Origin of the sequence: Acinetobacter sp. Leaf130 (genome assembly GCF_001423205.1) — a bacterium.
Lineage (GTDB): Bacteria > Pseudomonadota > Gammaproteobacteria > Pseudomonadales > Moraxellaceae > Acinetobacter > Acinetobacter calcoaceticus.
The window spans coordinates 384,366-402,004 of sequence record NZ_LMOE01000001.1 but is presented as its reverse complement, the minus strand read 5'-3'; the positions used below and the strand labels follow the sequence as shown (position 1 = coordinate 402,004).

Sequence of the window (17,639 nt, the reverse complement as noted above, 5' to 3'; positions counted from 1 at the left end):
ATTATGGAATTATTACACCGCTTTAAGCCATGTGCTTTAACTTTCGCAACCTTAGTGTTGATGTGTGGCAATTCATTCGCTGCAAATCCAAATCAGCAGCCCGAAGATGAATGGAAATTCACTTTAAAAAATGCCTATATCAACCGTAATTTTGATAATGATGCCCTCAAAGATACGGGTAGCTGGTCTCAGGCAGCATCATTATTTTATAAATCGAAAATGCATGACACTCCGCTGCAAATTGCAGACAAACCTATTACGATTGGTGCAGATGCTTCTGTTCAATACGCCGTGCGCCTAAGTTCGGACAAGCATGTCGCCGATACAGTTTTGCCTTTTAGTAAAGAAACACAATCTCAGGCATCCGACTTCCTAAAATACGGCGCCACTTTAAAATTGGGCTATGACAAAACCCTTTTAAGTGTCGGTGAACTCTGGCTCGATTTACCTGTAACCGCTGTCGATGCCAGCCGACAATTGCTCGCTTCTTATTGGGGAACCAATTTAAAGTCGCAACTTTCGGATCAGCTTTATGCCGAAATTGGTCGGGTTGAAAAAGTCTCGCCACGAAATGAAGAGGACTTTAAAAAGTTTTCTTTTACGGCAAATGGAATTACCAAAGAATCTGATGGCTTAAATTATATTGACCTACGCTACCAATTTACGCCGTCACTCAAGGGTGAGTACTACTTTGGTAATTTAGAAGACCTCTATAACAAACACTATGTTGGGCTTGAGCATAATTGGAAACAACCTAATTTCGCTCTTACTTCAAAGTTTAAATACTTCAATGCAAAAGATGATGGCAATACTTTTGATATTGATGCGCAGAACATCGGAGTACTAGAAACGCTTAAAGTGAAAAACCATACCTTTGGTTTAGGATACCAACAAATTATTGGCGAATCGGCTTACCCACTACCGGATGGTTTCTTACCGGAAACCTATTTCATTAACTGGAATGCTACTGGTTTCTTTAAAGAAGATGAAAAGTCTTACCATGTCATGTACGGCTACGACTTTAAAGATTATGTATCTGGTTTAAACGCAATGGTGAAATATGTGTATGGGCATGACTTTAAAGCAGCCAATGGTGAGAAAAACCATGAAACCGAGTCGAACTTGATTTTAAACTATGCGTTTCAACAGCCGTTCTTAAAAGGTGTTGCTCTGCAATACATTCGCATTGATTACAACGTAAAACATGGCAATGATTTTGGTGAAGACCGCTTGTTTGTAAACTACACCAAAAAGTTTTAATAACTTTTAATTCAATATAAGCGGGCTATTTTTGGCTCGCTTTTTTATATTATTTCACTCATAAAAAAACGCCCTTACGAGCGTTTTTAATTAATCTAGCAACTTAAGCAACGTGCTTTTGTACAACAATCGAACCTACTGAATAGCCTGCGCCAAAAGATGAAATCACACCATATTCACCATTATCCACTTCATGCCCTGTACGGTGCAAAGCAATAATCACACCTGCTGAAGAGGTATTGGCAAATTCATCTAAAATAATTGGTGCACGGCTTAAATCTGCCTCTTTACCAGCAACATATTTCAAGATTAATTCATTCATGTTGGCATTGGCTTGGTGTAACCAGAAACGTTTAATATCGTTTGCAGTTAACTGCATTTTTTCTAACTGCGCATTAATGATTTTTGCTACGAGTGGACAAACATCTTTAAATACTTTGCGGCCATCTTGACGGAATAACTTGTCATCAACTACTGCATCTTCGCTACGGTTTAAGAAACCGAAGTTATTACGGATGTTGTTTGAAAATTGAGTAAATAGATGAATATCTAAAATTTCAAAACCAGTTTTAGTCGTAGTCTCTTCAATAATAGAAGCTGTCGCAACATCACCAAAAATGAAGTGACAATCACGGTTACGGTAATCTAGGTGACCAGAGGTAATCTCAACATTCACCAATAAAACACGGCGAGCGCCTGAACGAATTGCATCTGCCGCTTGTTTCAAACCAAAAGTAGCAGCTGAACATGCAACATTCATGTCATATGCATAACCTTGAATACCTAGCGCCGACTGGATTTCAATCGCTACAGCCGGATAAGCACGCTGCATGTTTGAACATGCCAAAATTACGACATCAATATCTTCAGCAGTAACCCCTGCATTTTCCATTGCTTGTTTAGCCGCAATAACACCCCATTCAGCCTGAAGAGACAGCTCATCATTTGAACGCTCAGACAAACGAGGACGTAAACGAGTCGGATCGAGAATTCCTGATTTTTCGATTACGTAACGGCTTTTAATACCAGAAGCTTTTTCAATAAATTCAGCACTTGAACCACGTAACTCTTCAAGTTCACCAGATGCAATTTTCTCTGCATTGTCTTGGTTATATTGTTCCACATAAGCATTTAAACTGACGGCCAGTTCTTCATTAGAAATGGTTTCTGTTGGATGAAATAGCCCAGTACCTGTAATACGAATGCCCATGTAAAACTCCTAAAAAAATGAAAAGGGTCTGTTAATCTTTCATTTATAAATTGCGTTGTTCGCTAAAAACAACATAAACAGACCCATATCTATTTTAACTGATTCCCAAACGATCCCATAACTTTTGCAGTCGAGTTGGTGAAATAGGCATCTTGGTTTTCATCGGTTGAGAAAATAAAGAAATGCGAAATTCTTCCAACATTAAATACAACTCTTTGATTTTAGGATCACTTTTTAATTTAAACACCTTGTCCATCCATGGATCGACATCGTCAATTGCTGCATGATCTCGCTGTAGATTATTGGGCAATCGGTCTAAACGCAATAGCAGCGCTTTCAAATAACGCGGGTATTCCTGCCAAAGATCGACAGGCTGGCAATAAACAAAATTGCTAAGTGACATTAAATCTAACTGATCTTCAATATCATCAATACTTCGCCCAAATATCTCTGGATCAAGCACCAAAAGCTGACGGCGAATTTGCTGCCATTGAATATAAATCTCGCTCAATTGCTCAAGAGCTTGCTGACCATAACTCAAAAATTGCTTTTTGACCTGTTCAAGCAGTTTATTAAATTCATCTGCATTAATTGGCAGAGTTGTAATTGCCATTTGCAAAGTTGCATAGACCAACATCTGCTCAAGTTTAGCTTTATCGCCCAAAGGTGAGTAAGCTAAAGCAAGCGGTTTTGAAATCTGCTTTTTCAACTGACGAACCAAGTCACCAAGTTGCATGTGTACCAGACGGATAATGCCTTCGCGATGGTGTTTAATGGCTTCAGCCTGATCATTAAAAGTCTGGATGACAATACCAGAATCATCTTTAGCATCAGTTTCAGCAAAAGCTTTGGTCGGCACTAAAGCCTGATATTGTTTCACAACAACACCTGTGACCTTGTGCGAAGCCTCAAAAGTAAAGTTGTCAGGGAAGTTTTTAAACTCACCTTTTTGCTGTTTTACTGGACGATGCGTTTCCACACGACAACGTGCTTTTAACTCTGGCAGATCACGACCTTTGGCAATCAACTTACCTTTTTCATCAATGACTTTAATGAACGGCACCAAATATGGATCAATGCGTTCAAACGAGAAATCTTTGTCTATAATTTGCTCGCCACGTAAGGCAAAAGCTAAATAACTAAAAATATGTTCGCGTAAATGCACTGCATCAATGCCCTGCATGAGCTTACGAGCAGTATCAGGAATAGGCACCACATTACGACGCTTGTCTTTAGGTAAGGCTTTGAGTAAAGCCTCAATTAAGTCTTGGCGCCAACCCGGAATTCCCCATGACCAAATATTTTCATCAACCTGAGGTAGTGCCTGAACAGGAATCTGAACAGTTGCACCATCTTCGTCATGGCTTGGGTCAAAATGATATGTCGTCGCTAAACGTAGCTGCCCATTATGCAGATGATCTGGAAATTGCTGCGTAGTTGGTCGATCATTGAGCCAAAGCGCATCATCCTCAACAAATAAATAACGTGGATTATTTGCTTCTACCGTCGCTCGCCAGTCTTCAAAACTACAACGGCTTGCAATTTCTTCGGGAATTTTAGAGGCATAGAACTGATAAATTGTTTCTTCATCAACCACTAAATCACGGCGACGCAACTTATCTTCAACTCGCTCCACTTCTTCAAGTTTAAGTAAGTTGTGTTTTAAAAATGGTGGAACTGTACCCAAATTACCTGTGGTTAATGCATCGCGTAAGAAAATCTCATGTGCAGCAGGCTGATCAACTTTTTCAAAATTAATTAACCGTTTTGGTTCAATAATTAAACCAAACAAAGAAATTTGCGCGTAGGTATTTACAATCCCAGCTTTCTTAGACCAATGTGGTTCAAAATAGTGATATTTCAACAAGTCACGTGCAGCGAGCAAAATCCATTCAGGATCAATTTTGGCTAAAGTACGTAAATATACCTGAGACGTTTCGACCATCTCAAAAGCCATCACCCAAGAGGTATTGGTTTTGTGCAAAGTACTTGCCGGAAAAACTTTTGCCTTTTGCTGACGCACCGCCATAAAGGTGTTGCGTTCATCTGTTTTATTGGCAATGAAAGAAAGTAAGCCAGTCAGCAACGCACGATGCAAATTTTCATAATTTGCATCTTTTTCATTAAAGCTGAGTTTTAAACCTTCTGCTAATTCAACTAATTGCTGATGCGTTTGTTTCCACTCACGTAAACGCAACCAACTTAAAAAATTCTCCTTAGCAAACTGACGTCGTTTATTTTCAGACATACTTGCTTCACCTTTAGGATTTAAAGTATCCCAAAGTTTCAAATAAAACAGAAAATCTGAATCTGCTTCTTTGAACAATGCATGCTTTTGGTCAGCCTGCATTTGTTTGTCTGCTGGGCGTTCACGAGGATCTTGAACCGCTAAAGCACTCACCACAATCAAGATTTCTTTGAGTACACCAAAATGTGCACCACCAATAATCATACGCGCTAAACGTGGGTCAATCGGCATACGTGCCATCATTTGCCCGACTTTGGTCAGCTCATTTTTCTTCTCATTCATTGCCCCTAACTCAATCAAGAGCTTTCGACCATCATTCACAAGACGGAAATCTGGCGGTTCAATAAAATCGAAGTTTTCTAACTCACCTAAACCCAAACTTTGCATTTGCAAAATAACGGAAGCTAAATTAGTTCGTTTAATTTCTGGTTCGGTAAATTCTGGACGGCTTAAAAAGTCTTCTTCGCTGTATAAACGAATACAGACACCGGCAGCAATACGACCGCAACGCCCTTTACGCTGATTGGCAGCAGCTTGGGAAATGGCTTCAATCGGTAAGCGTTGTACACGTGATCGATAGTTATAACGAGAAATACGGGCAAAACCGCTATCAATCACATAGCGAATATTTGGAACAGTAAGCGCAGTTTCGGCTACGTTGGTCGCAATAATAATACGACGACCTTTACCACCTGGACTAAAAATCTTTTGTTGTTCAGAAACAGCTAAGCGCGCATACAACGGTAAAATTTCGGTATGTCTTGGCCCGTACTTTTGCAAGGTTTCCTGTAATTCACGAATTTCTTGCTCTGTGCTTGAGAAAATCAGAATATCGGCATGTTCAGGATGACCTTTTGCTTCGGCATCGGCAAAACATTCTTCAACCGCTTGTACCACTGCACGTGGTAGATTTTCTTCAAAATCATCAAACTCATCGTCGTCACTTCCGCCAATATTCATCTCTGAAATTGGACGATAAAGCACTTCAACTGGATAACTACGCCCTTCAACTTCAAAAATTGGTGCGTCATTAAAGTAATTACTAAAACGATTTACATCTAAAGTTGCAGAAGTCACGATAACTTTAAGGTCTGGGCGTTTTGGCAGTAACTGCTTTAAATAGCCCATAATAAAGTCGATATTGAGTGAGCGTTCATGCGCCTCATCAATAATGATCGTGTCATATTTAGACAAGAAGCGATCATTGCCTAACTCGGCAAGTAAAATACCGTCGGTCATTAACCGGACGATCGAATCTTGCGAACCTTGTTCATTAAATCGGATTTTAAAACCAATCGACTCGCCAAGCTTTTCGCCGACTTCCTCAGCAATACGCTGCGACACACTACGTGCTGCTAAACGGCGTGGCTGTGTATGACCAATCATACCTGTTAAGCCACGACCTGCTAACATTGCAATTTGGGGAAGCTGAGTGGTTTTACCGGAACCTGTTTCACCTGCCACAATAATGACCTGATGCTTTTGAATTGCATCAATTAGGCGGTCAGCATATTGAGAAACCGGTAGTTCCTGATTTAGTTTAATTTCAGGTAAACGTGCAAAGCGCTGTCTTACTTTGGCATTAGATTGTTCAAATAATTTTTCAATCTCTGCTGTATTGGCTTTTTTATCTTTACGTAAACGATTTAAACAGTGACGATCTCTTGCCATCACCCACTGATCTATATTTAAACCATTCTGCACAAACAAACTTTCCTGAAAATACAACAATCCACTATTTTACGCTTTAATGTGCATAAGGTAAAACAATTGGTTTTTGATATATTTTTAATTTTTTTACATTTTACCCTTGAATTCTCACTAACGAGACTTCATGTTGTTAGGCAAGTTTCTTTTACTATAACTGTCATTTGATTTACATGTTTTTGCAGTCAAATCGAGTACAGTATTTGGGGACTTAAAAATCGCAAATTTATCACTTATTCATTTTTCCGATTTTAGTCATGTAAAAATACTATTTCCCCAATAAAGAATTTTTATTTATTCTACATCTCGTAAACAAGTTTAAATATAAACCTCAATCATGGAGACAATGATGAGCTTGATTAATACTGAAGTTAAACCATTCCAAGCAACTGCTTACCACAACGGCCAATTTGTTGAAGTTAACGAAACTAACCTTAAAGGTAAGTGGTCTGTTGTATTCTTCTATCCAGCTGACTTCACTTTCGTTTGTCCAACTGAACTTGGTGACTTAGCAGACAACTACGCTGAATTCCAAAAACTTGGTGTTGAAATTTATGCTGTATCTACTGATACACACTTCACGCACAAAGCTTGGCACGACACTTCTGAAGAAATCAAAAAAATTCAATATCCATTAGTTGGTGACCCAACTTGGACTCTTTCTAAAAACTTCGACGTTCTTATCGAATCTGAAGGTTTAGCTGACCGCGGTACTTTCGTTATCGATCCAGAAGGTAAAATCCAAATCGTTGAACTTAACGCTGGTGGTATCGGTCGTGATGCGTCTGAACTTCTTCGTAAAGTTAAAGCTGCTCAATACGTTCACGCCCACCCAGGTGAAGTTTGCCCAGCTAAATGGAAAGAAGGCGAAGCAACTCTTGCTCCATCTATCGACTTAGTTGGTAAAATCTAATTTTTTAGATTAGACCAATACGTCTGAGACCACCCTTTTTAGGGTGGTTTTTTTATTGGTTATTTTTATAAATCTAAGCCCTAATCCGCACCAAAATTTTATAGCTAATTTTTTACAATTCTTATACTTATAAATTTATAGCAACATTCATTTATGAATTGTCAGTCTGCTTAACTTAGAGTACTGTCAAATGATGAAACAAAAGAGTTTTTATATATGTACTAAAAGATCAAATAAAAGTAGGAGTAGTTATATGGAAAAATCTGTTGTTGTAACCTCTTGGAAATACGATGTTTCTTCACGCTATTTAAAAATTTTCTATAGCAATGGCTCAGGTGAGCTCTATCATCCCGTTCCAGAGTTTATCTACAATAATTTGCTACGTACAAATGATAAAACCGCATTTGTTCACAAATATCTTGAGTTTGATCTGCATTTTAAAAGGCTCTGTATTTCTGCTTAATCATAAAAATCAGCCCGCTTGGGCTGATCTGTTTTATATCTTTCAACTATTTAAGCCGCGTGATTTTGCTCAATATATTTCTCTAGCATTTTATCCTTCACATCAACATGCATATTGATTTTACTGAGGTCGCCCTTATAGTGCTCTACAACGCGATCATCCATAATTTTTGACCACCAAGATGGAATAAATGCAGGCAGAATCATTGCACCATAACCTGCTGGTAATTGCGGCGCATCTTCAAAGTGACGTAAGGTCTGAAAGCTGCGAGTTGGATTAGCATGATGATCTGAATGGCGTTGTAATTGATACAAGAACAAATTGGTCACCACATTATTATTGTTCCAGCTGTGCTCTGGCAAAGTACGTTCATATTGCCCATTTTCTTTCTTTGCACGCTTTAAACCATAATGCTCAATATAATTCACCGATTCAAACAAAGTTACTGCATAAGCGGCTTGAGTGACTTGAAATGGGATAGAACGCGTACCAAATTTCGCAAACATGGCTACATGGTACACAGCAGACATCGCCCAACCATGAATCAGCTCATTTTCCTTACAGAAGAAAGGCAATTTCTTACGTTCTAAACGATTCTTTTCAATTTCGATTGCCGATTTAAAACTACCAATTACGGTACGCGGCAAAAACTTCCAGAAGGTTTCACCAAATTGCGAAGATGCTGGATCTTCAGGTGTTGCAACTCGACGGTGGTGTCCATATGGGTGTTCAATTCGGAAATGGTTATAACCCGAGGGCACTAACGCTAAATGAGATAAATAATGTTCAAGCTGTCCATTCTTGTGGCTAAGTTCATGGGCAGTATTAATGGCAATCCCATTGACCATTCCCACCAAAGTTCCCAGTAAAACCTGATCAGCAAGAGATGTATTTTTACGACTGGCTAAATATGCCCCATAGATATTGGTCGCATATTGCAAAGGAATAAAAAGTTTAACTATACGAGCATAATACGGATCAGCTTCTAAATCTGCGATTGCATCTAATGGTGGATTTTCGGTGTCTTCACCAATCAATTTATCCAATGCTGGAATAACACCATGAAGAAATAATGGGCCAAATGAAGCGAAGAACTTTTTAGTTTTTTTAGGACCAAATTGATAGCCCGCTAGGCCACCCATGGCAATGGTCGGTACAGCCAAACCCAATAGCCATAAATGACGTTTTTTGTCCTTAAATGTTGTTGTCGCTTGCTCGACATCCAGTTGAGTATGCATATTCATTAGAAACTCCAATCAAACACAAAATGCTTTGCTTGAATTGATTGTGTTCCTTCATAGCTTCTCTATATTATCATTTCAAGACTTGCTATTATCATTTTAAGACTTTACTGAGTTTTTCTTGTGCAGAAGCAACAGATTCCTGTTATTCCATCACGTTATTATTTACGGCTGATTGAAATTTTAATCAGCACGCATCAATACAATAATGATTTGTTGGTGACGTTGCAGCAAGAACTGGCAAAAACAGAGTTATTATCGATTCAACAAATTGAACAATTCATTAAGATTGGTTTGAGTCTGCCCAATACTCAAGACTTGGCCTTTGAATTGGGTAAAAATATAAAACTCAGCTCACATAGTCTAGTGGGCTATGCGCTAATGACTAGTCCTAATTTGGAACATGCACTTAGACTGATTGCCCAATATTTTAGACTGATTATGCCGAGTTTTAAGCTCAGTATTCAGTTTCCGACCAATCAGCAAAAGGTTGAACTATTATTCGAACCGATTTTGCAGATGAATAAGCAGTGTTTGACCTTTCATATTGAAGCGATTGCTGTGGCGTTTTACTACAGCCTGTTAGAGTTGGCAGGTCAGCAATTACAACGCTACCAAGTGTATTTGAGTGTTCCAGAGCCAAGCTATCAAGAACGTTACGTATCCTTAGTGAAAGCCAATTTCCACTTTAACTATACGTGGCTTTTGGGTATACGCGTGGTGATTGATCAGCAACAATTGGCACTGCCCTTGCCTTTAGCTGACGCGCATAGTTTAAAAATAGTTGAGCAACGCTGTCAGGAACAAATCCAGAAGATCTATCATCAAGGTGAAATTGTGGAATGGGTCAGCATGATGTTGCGACAAGCCAACCAAGTCCCAACTCTTATGGAATGTGCCAAAGTATTAAACATTTCTACCAAAACCCTACAACGCTATTTGCAGCAACAAGGTGTTGAGTTTCAAGTTTTAAAGCAACAGATCAGCACTGAGCGTGCCATTGATTTATTAGAGAATTCTGCCTTTACCATTACTCATATTGCCTATGAGCTGGGGTATTCCAATCCTGCCAATTTCACCCGTGCATTTAATAAAGTACAGGGCTGTAGTCCGCAAGCTTATCGGCAAGAATATCTAAAGAAAGTGAACCTACTTCAGAACCACCATACATAAACCAGCGCCTACCGGCAAAATACTGCTCATAAAGTTTTGATCATTTTTAATCAGTTCCAGAAATGACTTTACTTCAGCCGCATGTGAAATGACGTTATCAATAATGAGTACGCCACCTTTTGGCTTGATCAAACGTTTTAAATCTGGCCAATAATTCTCGTAAGCATTGCGCTCAGCATCTAACAAAATAAAATCAAAGGTTTCCTGCGCTTCTTTTAAATAATCAGCTGCATCGCCTACCCAAAATTGAACGATTTCACTAAGCTCTAACTCAGCAACATGGCGTTTCGCCTCAGCACTTCGCTTTGCATCAATTTCAACTGTAGTCACCTGCCCACCAGTTGCCTGAGCGGCTTCAGCTAGCCATAAAGTTGAGTAACCCGTTGACGTACCGATTTCTAAAATAGCCTTGGCTTGCTGCATACGAATAAATTGCGACAGTAATTTTGCAGACTCAGCCTCAATATTGCGATAACGCAGCAAGCGATCTGCCTGCTGGGCATCATGCCGTTTAAAGGTGTCATATAAATCTGCAACTCTTTGTAAGAAAAAAGTATTTGGCATATATTCACCCTTTAAAATCGTTATTTTATATGACAGCCGTTTGAGTTAAGTGCTCTGAATTAACTTAAACCGCGGTACGATACTTCCATCAGCCACTTGAACCGTTTCAGTAAACATATCTAGTGGACGCACCCAAGTTGAATAGTCACCATAAAGACACTGATAAACGACTAGCTCCTCTTCAGTCTCACTGTGTTTTGCCACAGAAAAAACTTGATAGAGATTACCTTTATAATGCTGATAAATGCCGCGTTGCAATGACATGAAAGTACCTTTTAATGTTATGACATAAAATCTTTACAGCCATATAACATATATAAATTTTTAAATACTTTCACTTTAAAAGATAAAAAAGAGTAATAAAGGACACTTAAAGACAAATTACCGCTTTAAATTATTGATATTGTTTATGAGCACCACACTACATTCAAAAAACCGATCAAATCTATAAAAACATACTGTTTTACCTATTTTATGTTTTAACGTACTATGCATCTATTGAAAGAATTTGGATGCATTGGAGTAAAAACAGATGTTAGATCAAAACATTAAAACTCAATTAAAAGCTTACCTAGAACGTTTAGAAAGTCCAATCGAATTAGTTGCTGCTTTGGATGAATCAGATAAAGCTGCTCAAATTAAAGAACTAGTTACCGAAATTGCTGAACTTTCTGACAAGGTCACTGCCCGTTTTGATGGCAACAATACACGTCGTCCAAGCTTTGGTGTGGCTAAAGCAGGTGAACAACCTCGTGTGTTCTTTGCTGGCTTACCGATGGGCCATGAGTTTACATCTTTGATCTTGGCACTGTTACAGGTGTCTGGCTATGCTCCTAAAGTTTCTGATGAAGTGTTGAACCAGATTAAAGGTTTAAACCTCAAAGCTGACTTTGATGTGTTTGTATCGCTAAGCTGTCATAACTGTCCGGACGTGGTACAGGCGCTTAACCTGATTGCAATTTATAACCCGAACACAACTGCAACCATGATTGATGGTTCATTCTTCCAAGACGAAGTTGAACAACGCAAAATCATGGCGGTTCCAATGGTGTTCCAAGACAATGAACACATTGGTCAGGGTCGTATGACACTTGAAGAAATCGTAGCGAAACTTGATACCAACTCTGCTGAAAAAGATGCAGCAGCGCTTAATGCCAAAGATACGTTTGATGTGTTAGTGATTGGTGGTGGACCTGCAGGTGCAACTGCTGCTATTTATGCAGCACGTAAAGGCATTAACACAGGTATCGTGGCTGAACGTTTTGGTGGTCAGGTGATGGACACCATGGACATTGAAAACTTCACTTCTGTTCAAAAAACTCAAGGTCCTAAGTTTGCTGCCGAGATGGAAGCACATGTTCGTGAATATGATGTTGATATCATGAACCTGCAACGTGTCAGCAAAATCGTTGGTGCAGATCAAACCGTAAATGGTCTGGTTGAAGTTGAACTTGAAAACGGTGCAAAGCTTGAATCGAAAACAGTAATCCTTTCAACAGGTGCACGTTGGAGAGAAATGAATGTACCGGGTGAGCAAGAATACCGTACCCGTGGTGTCGCGTACTGCCCACACTGTGATGGTCCTTTGTTCAAAGGCAAACGTGTTGCCGTGATTGGTGGTGGTAACTCTGGTGTTGAAGCTGCAATTGACCTTGCAGGGATTGTTGAGCATGGAGAGCTATGGGCCTGAACCAGCTGCAATTGACCTTGCAGGGATTGTTGAGCATGTCACTTTGGTTGAGTTCGACACTAAACTTCGTGCAGACCAAGTCTTGCAAAACAAATTGCATAGCTTGCCAAACACCACTGTGATTATGAATGCCTTAAGTACAGAAGTGTTAGGTGACGGATCACAAGTGACAGGTCTTAAATATAAAGACCGTGCCACTGATGAAGAGCATGTGGTAGAGCTTGCAGGGATCTTTGTCCAGATTGGTTTATTGCCAAACACTGACTTCTTGAAAGATAGTGAGCTTGAATTAACCAATCGTGGCGAGATCATTGTGAATGACCGCAATGAAACCAATGTAAAAGGTGTATTTGCTGCGGGTGACTGTACTACAGTTCCGTACAAACAAATCATTATTGCCACAGGTGAAGGTGCTAAAGCATCACTCTCTGCATTTGATTACATTATCCGTTCTGGGCAATAAAAACAGGTCAAACCATTATTATTTAACTCAAGCCTAGCATTACAAAATGCTAGGCTTCTTTAATATTAGAGTTACAACTCTTTAACAATTTTCGATCTTTATTAATCAGTTAGTTTATGTTTATATTTTAGACATCCATAATTTTGGATGCCATAAATTAGAAGGAAAAACACAATGAATAAATTACTTGTTGCTTTAGGTCTTGCTGCGACCGTTGCTCTTGTTGGATGTAATAAAGATAAAGCTCCAGAAACAGGTGCGACAACGGGTGAACACTTAGAAAATGCAGCTCAACAAGCAAGTGCAGATATCAAATCTGCTGGTGACAAAGCTGCAGACGATATTGCTACTGCAACTGATAATGCTACTGCAAAAATCGACGCTGCAACTGACCATGCTGCTGATGCAACCGCTGAAGCTGCTGCAAAAACTGAAGCGACTGCTCGTAAGGCAACTGCTGATACAGCTCAAGCTGTTGAAAATACCGCTGCTGAAGTAAAAAAAGATGCTCAAAACTAATTGTCTTTAACAAAAAAAGCCCCTATTTATTAGGGGCTTTTTTTGCTTTTAAAATCTTTTATGAAATTAGACCTTCATCACGCATCGCAATTTGTACAGATTGACGCTCTGCTACTTTATTACGTAGTGCAATAATATGTTTATATGGTGTTAAATCATGCTCAATTGAGTTTGACCAATTTGTTAAAACAAATAGATAAGCATCTGCTGGGCCAAAATTATCATTTACCAAATAATCATAATCAGATTCAGCCAAATAATTATCGATATATTTTAAAAGATGATCAATTTCTGCATAAGCTTTGGTTTTTTCATCAGTTGTTAAAGGCACCCCAAAGAAAACTGCATAAGCATCATGTAATTCAGAGTTCAAATACCCCAACCACTCCAATACTTTCGCACGGCCCATCCCAGATGGCGGAATTAAATCCTGCTTAGGGTCATGCTGAGCAAGAAACGGTAAAATCGCAACGTTTTCAGTTAACATTAAACCTGGGTTAATTTCTAAAGCGGGTACATATCCTTTTGGATTAATCTCGTAATAATCTGCGCCTTTTTCTGTTTTATGAGTTTTTAAATTTACCCGTTCTAAGTCAAAATCAACATTAATTTCATTTAAAATAATATGTGCAGCTAAAGAACATGCGCCTGGCGAATAATATAATTTCATATCTGATCCTTGTTATCTCATATTAACGTTTTAAATTGCTTCTAGAAAACCTGCAAGGTTTGCACAATTCTTTAATTGTAAAAAAGCGTAAACTTATAAAATACTTACACCATCTAATATTCTTGAAAAAGTCATTCCTTGCAAGTTGTCTTGCGTGACGATTGTTTAAAATATGATAAAACACATTTTCGTCACGCAATTTTTCCGTTAATTACGCTTAAAAAGCTGGCTAAGCCAGTTCATTAATTCAGATAAGAAATCAAAAATACCATTTTTCTTATCATCATCAGGATGGCTTGAGTCTTTTCCATTTAAATCTAGATCTACAATTACAGGGTCGTGGTCCGAAGAACGATAAGCATCTTCACCATAGAACAATGCCTTTTGCTCATCCGTTTTATATTCTTCGTTGTAATCTAAAAGCGTTGGTTCATCTGCATTGATATGCCATGCAAAGGTTCTGACCACTTTTGGATATAAAGCTGCATCAGCAATTGCATGGTCTAAGTTACCTGCTCCACCATTACCGTTGGCATCGCTCGCAACACCATACACATAGCTATATGCCTGAGTACCCTGACCTACCTTAGTGTCATTAAGTAAAACTTTATAGTTCGCTTTTTCAAACGACAAAATAGGTTCTTCTTTTGCGTAGCTGTTCATATCCCCGACAAGTAAAGCATTTTGCTTAGGCACTTGAGTTGGATTTTTCGCTAACCATTGCACAATTTGATCAACTGCTTTCACACGAGTTGGATTCCAGCAGCCTTGTCCATCTTTCTGATCGGCATCAGTAGAACTAGCATCCACCCCACTACAGCTTTTCGATTTAAGATGATTTGGAATAACAGTAAACGTTTTATTACCGCGAACTGCTTGGAAACTTTGCGCCAATGTTGTTCGGTTCTTGTCGCCCAAATCAAGCACAACAGGCTTATTTAAAGGCTTAACACGCTTACTGTTATAAATAATAGCAACTGCGATTGCATCACTACCTAAACGGTCTAGATTTTCAGGAACGACGTATTTCCAATCGCTACCTAAAGCTTTGGTCAAATGAGCAATAGCACTGTCTGGGCCATAACCATTGTTGGCAATTTCCATCAAACCGTATACATCGGCATCAATCGCTTTTAATGCACTCACAATTTTACGATGCTGTTTGTCAAACTCAGCTTGCGTTGTCGCACCACGCTCTGTCGGAAAACCTGTTGCGCCATTGTCATAGTTCAAAACATTAAATGAAGCTACACGAATGTGATTAGCATTTTTGGTAAGGACACTTTGACGTGGGTTTGGTTGAGTAAGAACCTCAGGTTGATTGCGCCCAAGCACAGGTTGCACACGCCAACCATTAAAACGGTACTCTAAAATACCTTCAGCATTTTTAAGTTGATAACCCGAACGTAGCGTATTAGCAGCACTAAAATTGCTTGGTAACCAAGGTGTACGGTTTTGATTGTTATAACCATCATCAAAAATAATTTTTGATAATAAGTTTTTCTGAGCTAGAGCTTTAGCTTCAGGAGATAGCGCTGGATATAAGTTAGTTGGAATATATAAGCGGCCTAAACTTAGTGAGAGTTCACCATAGCGACCATAATTGTAATTCTCACTCACCGTTAAAGTCTGAGGTAATTTGACCAACATACCTTGATAACGCTGTGGAGAGTTGGTCGATCCACCAGTTAAATTTGCAAATGGAAGTTCAAGGCTAATCGGCTGAACCTGATTTGCCATATTGCTATTACAGGTTTGAATATCTTGTTGTAATTGATCTATCTGTAACTGATTTTGATAAGACGTTAAACGACCACGTAAAATAACTTCATCGCCAACTTGCCCACCTTTTACAGCACTACTATTTGGAATATAAACAAAAATCGCATTGCTGACATTTGCACGTGCTTTTGTGTCTGGGGTCTGAACATAAAAACCAGAGAATCCATTGACATAACGATAGTCAGCTGTAATCACACCACGCACAGTATAAGTCTGGTCTTGCGTTGCTGCTGCCAAGTCAGCAATGGCTGTATCTGAGCTTGAACAACTTACTGTTTCAACAGGAGGCTGAGTTGTAGATCCTGATAAATTTGAAAAGTCATTTCGGTTTGTCCAAGCCGACCATGAATGGTCCAAATCAAATGCTGCGGTTGCATCAACACTTAAAGCTGGGTTTTCTGTTTCAATACGCTTAAAACTATTTCCTAAGCTTGAAACTGCCGTCCCCCATCCCGCTGCTGGGCGTTCACCAATACGGCCAAAACGGTCTACAGGTGTACCTTTATAAACAAGTACGACTGCATCATCACCATTAAAAGATAGTGCAGCGACCTGATTAACTTTACTTCCAAGCTCAGTTTGCAACTCTGAACGGCCCACTAAAAACTTCTGTTTACTCGCGAGTGTACCTTGTAAACGAAAAGCCACTGTCTTCGCTGTTCCGCCATTATTAAATTGTTGAATCTCATAATCGGCTAAATTAACTGTAGCCCCATCTGGATTATAAATTTCCAAGCCTTTTTTATTGCTGCTGCCATCAACATATTGACTAAACATGAGCTGTGCTTGAGCAACTGAGCTATATGAAAATGCACCTAATGCACTTAAAAAGACCGAAAGTGTTCTTAATTGAAAAGTTTTCATGAGTAAAAGTGTTCATATGAGTTTTAATTAGTCTCTTAGAGTAAATATTGATCATGACATCTACATGAAGAAAAACACCGAAACATTTGACTTGATCACCTGAAGACTTAAAATACCGCATTTGAATTTCAATATTGCCAAGGTTATGTCGATCGATCAGTTAGAAACGCAAATTGCAGACTTAGACAATTTGCCTGAACACCGTGAAATTGTGACGTTTATGCGTCGTTCAGCACCACTTAATACGTCTCAACGCACGGCATTAGAACAACATCGCGATTTAATTTTGGAATATCCTGTTGGCGACTTACGTCAACACTTTGAACACCCAGAGCGTCCTTTAACTGTTGAAATCGGTTTTGGTATGGGGCGTTCGTTAGTCCTTATGGCAAAAGCGAACCCTGAACGCAACTATGTGGGTATTGAAGTCCATGTGCCTGGTATTGCTCAATGCCTATATGAAGCAGGTATAGCAGAAGTTAAAAACTTACGTGTACTTGATGCAGACGCGATTCAGGTTTTACGTGAAATGCCAGACAACAGCATTAACTGCGTACAACTTTACTTCCCAGACCCTTGGCAAAAGAAACGTCATTTCAAACGCCGTTTTGTTGCTCATGAGCGTATGCCATTGGTTGAACAAAAACTTGAGCTTGGCGGTACGTTCCATGCTGCAACAGATTGGGAACCGTATGCTGAATGGATGCTAGATGTATTAGATAATCGTCCAGATCTTGAAAACTTGGCAGGTAAAGGCAACAGCTACCCTCGTCCAGACTGGCGCCCAGTGACTAAGTTTGAACGCCGCGGTATTGAGTCAGGTCATAAAATTAATGACTTTATCTTTAAAAAGATTAAGTAAAATTTGACTA

At 39.2% G+C, this 17,639-nt stretch carries 13 protein-coding genes and 1 pseudogene; 7 read left to right on the top strand and 7 right to left on the bottom strand.

Annotated elements, in window-relative coordinates; translation table 11 throughout:
- Positions 1-3: 3 nt before the first annotated feature.
- A complete protein-coding gene (locus ASF86_RS01680; protein ID WP_056478771.1) occupies positions 4-1,260 on the top strand; it encodes an OprD family outer membrane porin in 1,257 nt (418 codons plus the stop codon).
- A 103-nt stretch (positions 1,261-1,363) separates the two neighbouring features.
- On the opposite strand, the gene ASF86_RS01675 is transcribed toward ASF86_RS01680, so the two are convergent.
- Both ASF86_RS01675 and hrpA read right to left on the bottom strand, forming a co-directional pair.
- The gene (locus tag ASF86_RS01675) at positions 1,364-2,470 is read right to left on the bottom strand and encodes a beta-ketoacyl-ACP synthase III (RefSeq protein ID WP_056478768.1); all 1,107 of its coding nucleotides are present in this window, start codon (positions 2,468-2,470) and stop codon (positions 1,364-1,366) included.
- Between the two features lie 94 nt (positions 2,471-2,564).
- Positions 2,565-6,422 (bottom strand): ATP-dependent RNA helicase HrpA, encoded by a 3,858-nt coding sequence (gene hrpA, locus ASF86_RS01670; RefSeq protein WP_056478765.1) that lies wholly within the window; start codon positions 6,420-6,422, stop codon positions 2,565-2,567.
- A 352-nt stretch (positions 6,423-6,774) separates the two neighbouring features.
- Here hrpA and ahpC point away from each other — a divergent pair, with 352 nt between their 5' ends.
- Positions 6,775-7,338, top strand: a complete 564-nt coding sequence (gene ahpC, locus ASF86_RS01665; protein WP_003652649.1) for an alkyl hydroperoxide reductase subunit C — start codon at positions 6,775-6,777, stop codon at positions 7,336-7,338.
- A 253-nt stretch (positions 7,339-7,591) separates the two neighbouring features.
- Positions 7,592-7,801, top strand: coding sequence for a KTSC domain-containing protein (locus ASF86_RS01660; protein WP_003652651.1), 210 nt, complete (start codon positions 7,592-7,594; stop codon positions 7,799-7,801).
- A 50-nt stretch (positions 7,802-7,851) separates the two neighbouring features.
- Here ASF86_RS01660 and ASF86_RS01655 read toward each other — a convergent pair whose 3' ends face one another.
- Positions 7,852-9,045 (bottom strand): alkane 1-monooxygenase, encoded by a 1,194-nt coding sequence (locus tag ASF86_RS01655; protein WP_056478762.1) that lies wholly within the window; start codon positions 9,043-9,045, stop codon positions 7,852-7,854.
- A gap of 120 nt (positions 9,046-9,165) precedes the next feature.
- Here ASF86_RS01655 and ASF86_RS01650 point away from each other — a divergent pair, with 120 nt between their 5' ends.
- Positions 9,166-10,215: a helix-turn-helix domain-containing protein gene (locus tag ASF86_RS01650; RefSeq protein ID WP_056478759.1), complete on the top strand. Its 1,050-nt coding sequence runs from the start codon at positions 9,166-9,168 to the stop codon at positions 10,213-10,215.
- Here ASF86_RS01650 and ASF86_RS01645 read toward each other — a convergent pair.
- The gene (locus ASF86_RS01645) at positions 10,192-10,779 is read right to left on the bottom strand and encodes an O-methyltransferase (RefSeq protein ID WP_056478756.1); all 588 of its coding nucleotides are present in this window, start codon (positions 10,777-10,779) and stop codon (positions 10,192-10,194) included. The genes ASF86_RS01650 and ASF86_RS01645 overlap by 24 nt on opposite strands.
- Before the next feature lie 45 nt (positions 10,780-10,824).
- Positions 10,825-11,043, bottom strand: coding sequence for a DUF1653 domain-containing protein (locus tag ASF86_RS01640; protein WP_003652655.1), 219 nt, complete (start codon positions 11,041-11,043; stop codon positions 10,825-10,827).
- A 268-nt stretch (positions 11,044-11,311) separates the two neighbouring features.
- Between ASF86_RS01640 and ahpF the strand changes: the two are divergent.
- Positions 11,312-12,932 (top strand): annotated as a pseudogene (gene ahpF / locus ASF86_RS01635) (alkyl hydroperoxide reductase subunit F).
- Positions 12,933-13,106: 174 nt separating this feature from the next.
- Positions 13,107-13,451 carry a hypothetical protein gene (locus ASF86_RS01630; protein WP_003652658.1) on the top strand — a complete coding sequence of 115 codons (345 nt, stop codon included), beginning with the start codon at positions 13,107-13,109 and terminating at the stop codon, positions 13,449-13,451.
- 58 nt (positions 13,452-13,509) lie between these two features.
- On the opposite strand, the gene ASF86_RS01625 is transcribed toward ASF86_RS01630, so the two are convergent.
- Positions 13,510-14,121 (bottom strand): glutathione binding-like protein, encoded by a 612-nt coding sequence (locus ASF86_RS01625; protein WP_056478752.1) that lies wholly within the window; start codon positions 14,119-14,121, stop codon positions 13,510-13,512.
- A 207-nt stretch (positions 14,122-14,328) separates the two neighbouring features.
- On the bottom strand, positions 14,329-16,767 hold the full coding sequence (locus tag ASF86_RS01620) for an ExeM/NucH family extracellular endonuclease (RefSeq protein ID WP_056478749.1): 2,439 nt from the start codon (positions 16,765-16,767) through the stop codon (positions 14,329-14,331).
- A gap of 145 nt (positions 16,768-16,912) precedes the next feature.
- On the opposite strand from ASF86_RS01620, the gene trmB reads away from it, so the two are divergent.
- Positions 16,913-17,629 (top strand): tRNA (guanosine(46)-N7)-methyltransferase TrmB, encoded by a 717-nt coding sequence (gene trmB / locus ASF86_RS01615; protein WP_004642023.1) that lies wholly within the window; start codon positions 16,913-16,915, stop codon positions 17,627-17,629.
- Positions 17,630-17,639: the final 10 nt, after the last annotated feature.

Excerpts from the sequence above, each read along its gene's own strand:
- ahpC (WP_003652649.1), top strand. The coding sequence starts at position 6,775 with ATGAGCTTGATTAATACTGAAGTTAAACCATTCCAAGCAACTGCTTAC.
- ASF86_RS01680 (WP_056478771.1), top strand. The coding sequence starts at position 4 with ATGGAATTATTACACCGCTTTAAGCCATGTGCTTTAACTTTCGCAACC.
- ASF86_RS01630 (WP_003652658.1), top strand. The coding sequence starts at position 13,107 with ATGAATAAATTACTTGTTGCTTTAGGTCTTGCTGCGACCGTTGCTCTT.
- ASF86_RS01640 (WP_003652655.1), bottom strand. The coding sequence starts at position 11,043 with ATGTCATTGCAACGCGGCATTTATCAGCATTATAAAGGTAATCTCTAT.
- ASF86_RS01675 (WP_056478768.1), bottom strand. The coding sequence starts at position 2,470 with ATGGGCATTCGTATTACAGGTACTGGGCTATTTCATCCAACAGAAACC.
- ASF86_RS01625 (WP_056478752.1), bottom strand. The coding sequence starts at position 14,121 with ATGAAATTATATTATTCGCCAGGCGCATGTTCTTTAGCTGCACATATT.
- ASF86_RS01645 (WP_056478756.1), bottom strand. The coding sequence starts at position 10,779 with ATGCCAAATACTTTTTTCTTACAAAGAGTTGCAGATTTATATGACACC.
- ASF86_RS01655 (WP_056478762.1), bottom strand. The coding sequence starts at position 9,045 with ATGAATATGCATACTCAACTGGATGTCGAGCAAGCGACAACAACATTT.
- trmB (WP_004642023.1), top strand. The coding sequence starts at position 16,913 with ATGTCGATCGATCAGTTAGAAACGCAAATTGCAGACTTAGACAATTTG.
- ASF86_RS01660 (WP_003652651.1), top strand. The coding sequence starts at position 7,592 with ATGGAAAAATCTGTTGTTGTAACCTCTTGGAAATACGATGTTTCTTCA.
- ASF86_RS01620 (WP_056478749.1), bottom strand. The coding sequence starts at position 16,767 with ATGAAAACTTTTCAATTAAGAACACTTTCGGTCTTTTTAAGTGCATTA.